The sequence below is a fragment of the Micromonospora sp. ATCC 39149 genome, from assembly GCF_000158815.1.
Lineage (GTDB): Bacteria > Actinomycetota > Actinomycetes > Mycobacteriales > Micromonosporaceae > Micromonospora.
Genome location: NZ_GG657738.1, coordinates 5,769,466 through 5,772,799 on the forward strand (window position 1 = coordinate 5,769,466; position 3,334 = coordinate 5,772,799).

General features: G+C 71.1%; 3 protein-coding genes and 1 pseudogene. All 4 read left to right on the forward strand.

Annotated features, from left to right (window positions below):
- Nucleotides 1-485, forward strand: a 485-nt coding sequence (locus tag MCAG_RS25305; RefSeq protein ID WP_007075797.1) for a hypothetical protein, incomplete at its 5' end; no start/stop codon positions are given.
- 150 nt (nucleotides 486-635) lie between these two features.
- Complete coding sequence (locus tag MCAG_RS25310) at nucleotides 636-1,097, forward strand: DUF948 domain-containing protein (protein WP_007075798.1); 462 nt, start codon at nucleotides 636-638, stop codon at nucleotides 1,095-1,097.
- A 28-nt stretch (nucleotides 1,098-1,125) separates the two neighbouring features.
- Nucleotides 1,126-1,431 carry a hypothetical protein gene (locus MCAG_RS25315; protein ID WP_007075799.1) on the forward strand — a complete coding sequence of 102 codons (306 nt, stop codon included), beginning with the start codon at nucleotides 1,126-1,128 and terminating at the stop codon, nucleotides 1,429-1,431.
- Nucleotides 1,428-3,334: pseudogene (gene alaS / locus MCAG_RS25320) on the forward strand (alanine--tRNA ligase); the annotation flags it as partial. The gene MCAG_RS25315 and the pseudogene alaS, both read left to right, overlap by 4 nt.

Genomic DNA, 3,334 nt, shown 5'->3' on the forward strand with positions numbered 1-3,334 from the left:
TGCCCAGCTGGGCTGCCACGAAGACCGTCGACAACGTCAGCGGCAGCCGCTGGTGCGTGGAGGAATGCCGGCTGCGCGAGCGCACCGTCGAGTCGCAGCGGCCGGTCGAGGAGACGGCGCGGGCCTACGAACGCGCGCTGATCGAGGATGGCTGGCAGCCCTGGAAGGTGACCCGCTGTCCGGAGCAGCCGGCGAAGGGCGACTACACCTGCTGGCGCCGCGACGAGCTGACCCTCGACCTGTGGGTACGCGAGCCGACCTGCGTTCCGCCGCCGGTCGACGGGGAGCCCGCGCCGACGGTACTGGCCACGCCTCCCGCAGCGCAGGAGTGCACCGGCTCGTTGGTGTCGGTGAAGGTCCGCAACGCCATCGACGACGAGCGGACCCGGCCACAGCCGAGCACCGACCCGTCACTCACCGGCGAGGATCCCTTCCCGACCCTGAGCGAGGATCCGCTCGGCGAGCCGACACCCTCACCGTCGTGAGCCGGGTTTCATCACTGACGGTAGGGTCTGGGGCTGGCAGGCCCGCCTGCCCCCGCTGCCCCGTGTTGGGTCGCCGAACGACGGTGTGGGTATGGACGGTCGCGAGTTCCGGGGCGTCGGGCCCCGGGAAACTGGTCGAGGAGGACAGGCGTGAGTTTTGGAGAGGTCGCGGCGCTGATCGCGGCGATCGCGTTCGCGATGCTCGTGTTGATCCTGACGCTGCCCATCCTGCGGCTGCGGCACACCGTGGACGCAACCACCCGCATGATCAACGACCTCAACGACCGCACCGCGCCCCTGCTTGGTGACGTCAACACCACGGTGAAGAACGTCAACACCGCCCTGGAGCAGGTGCAGACCTCGCTGGACGGGGTCAACCTCCAGTTGGCCAAGGTGGACACCATGACCACCCACGCCCAGAACGTCACCGCGAACGTGGCGAACCTGGCCACCGTGGTCTCCGCCGCCGCCGCGAACCCGCTGGTGAAGGTGGCCGCGTTCGGCTACGGCGTACGCCGGGCCGCCGCCGCCCGCCGGCACGCCGAGACCGAGCGCGAGGTGCGCGACACCATCAAGCAGCAGCGCCGCGCCGCCAAGCGCGGCAACGGCTGAGCCGGCCGGCGACGGAAGGGATGAGTTCATGAGGCGCCTGTTCTGGCTGGGTATCGGGCTGGCCGTCGGCGTGGTGGTGGTGCGCAAGGCGACCCGCGCCGCTCAGGCGTACACGCCGGCCGGCATCGCCGGCGGCCTGTCACAATCCGCTGGCGGTCTGGTGGAGTCGCTGCGTAGCTTCGTGGAGGACGTCCGGATCGGGATGGCCGAACGCGAGCAGGAGATCCACGAGGCGTTCGCCCGGGGCGAGGCGTTCGACGACCAGTTCGCCGAGCTGCGGGAGGACCCGCGCATCGGCGACCGAGAGATCTTTCCGGAGGGGCACCAGCGATGAAGACGGCGGAGATCAAGCGGCGGTACCTCGCCCACTTCGAGGCGAACGGCCATGCCGTGGTGCCGTCCGCTCCGCTGCCCGCCATCAGCGACCCGAACCTGCTGTTCGTCAACGCCGGCATGGTGCAGTTCGTCCCCTACTTCCTGGGGCAGCAGACCCCGCCCTACCCCCGGGCGGTCAGCGTGCAGAAGTGCATCCGCACCCCGGACATCGACGAGGTCGGCAAGACCAGCCGGCACGGCACGTTCTTCCAGATGAACGGCAACTTCTCCTTCGGCGACTACTTCAAGGCCGGGGCGATCCCGCTCGCCTGGGACCTGGTCACCAGGTCGGTCGCCGAGGGCGGCTTCGGGCTGGACCCGGAGCGGGTCTGGGCGACGGTCTACCTCGACGACGACGAGGCGGCCGAGATCTGGCGCTCCGTCGGCATGCCGGCCGAGCGGATCGTCCGCCGGGGCAAGAAGGACAACTTCTGGTCGATGGGCATTCCCGGCCCGGCCGGCCCGTGCTCGGAGCTGTACTACGACCGGGGCCCCGACTACGGTCGCGAGGGCGGCCCGGAGGTCGACGAGGACCGGTACCTGGAGTTCTGGAACCTCGTCTTCATGCAGTACGAGATCGCCGACGTGACCAGCAAGGAAGACTTCCGGATCGTCGGCGAGCTGCCGAAGAAGAACATCGACACCGGCATGGGCCTGGAGCGGATGGCGTCCATCCTGCAGGGCGTCGACAACCTGTACGAGATCGACGAGGTCCGGCCGATCCTGGCCCGCGCGGCCGAGCTGACCGGCAAGCGGTACGGGGCGCACTCCGGCCACGTGGCCGCGCAGTCGCACCCCGACGACGTGCGGCTGCGGGTGATCGCCGACCACGTGCGCACCGCGCTGATGCTGATCGGCGACGGGGTCACCCCGAGCAACGAGGGGCGCGGCTACGTGCTGCGCCGCATCATGCGCCGTGCCATCCGGGCGGTGCGGCTGCTGGGCTGGCAGGAGCGGGCGTTGCCCGAGCTGCTGCCGGTGGCCCGGGACTGCATGGCCCCGTCGTACCCGGAGCTGGCGACCGAGTTCGACCGGATCGCGCAGTACGCGTACGCCGAGGAGGACGCCTTCCTGGCGACGCTGCGCGCCGGCACGACGATCCTGGACACGGCGATCGCCGAGACCAAGTCGGCGGGGAAGCCGGCGCTGTCGGGCGACAAGGCGTTCCAGCTGCACGACACCTACGGCTTCCCGATCGACCTGACCCTGGAGATCGCGGCCGAGCAGGGCCTCGCGGTCGACGCGGACGGCTTCCGCCGGCTGATGGCCGACCAGCGGGCCCGGGCCAAGGCCGACGCGCGGGCGCGCAAGACCGGGCACACCGACCTGTCGGCGTACCGGTCGGTGCTGGACGCGGGCGGGCCGGTGGAGTTCACCGGGTACACCGAGCTGAACCGGGAGTCCCGGGTGCGTGCCGTGCTCTCCGGCGGCGACCAGGTCGGCGCGGCGGTCGAGGGCGACACGGTCGAGCTGGTGCTCGACACCACCCCGTTCTACGCGGAGGGCGGCGGTCAGCAGCCCGACCAGGGCCTGATCACCGTCGGCGGCGGCCAGGTCGAGGTCTTCGACGTGCAGCAGCCGGTGCCGGGCCTGATCGTGCACCGCGCCCGGGTGGTCCGGGGCGAGGTGCGCGCGGGCGAGAACGGGTACGCCGAGATCGACGTGACCCGGCGGCGGGCCATCTCCCGCTCGCACACGGCCACCCACCTGGTGCACCAGACGATGCGCAACTTCCTCGGCGAGTCGGCCACCCAGGCCGGTTCGCTGAACGCGCCGGGGCGGCTGCGGTTCGACTTCAACACCCCGACCGGGGTGGCGCCGAGCGTTGCCCCACGTGGAGCAGCAGGTCAACGAGGTGCTCC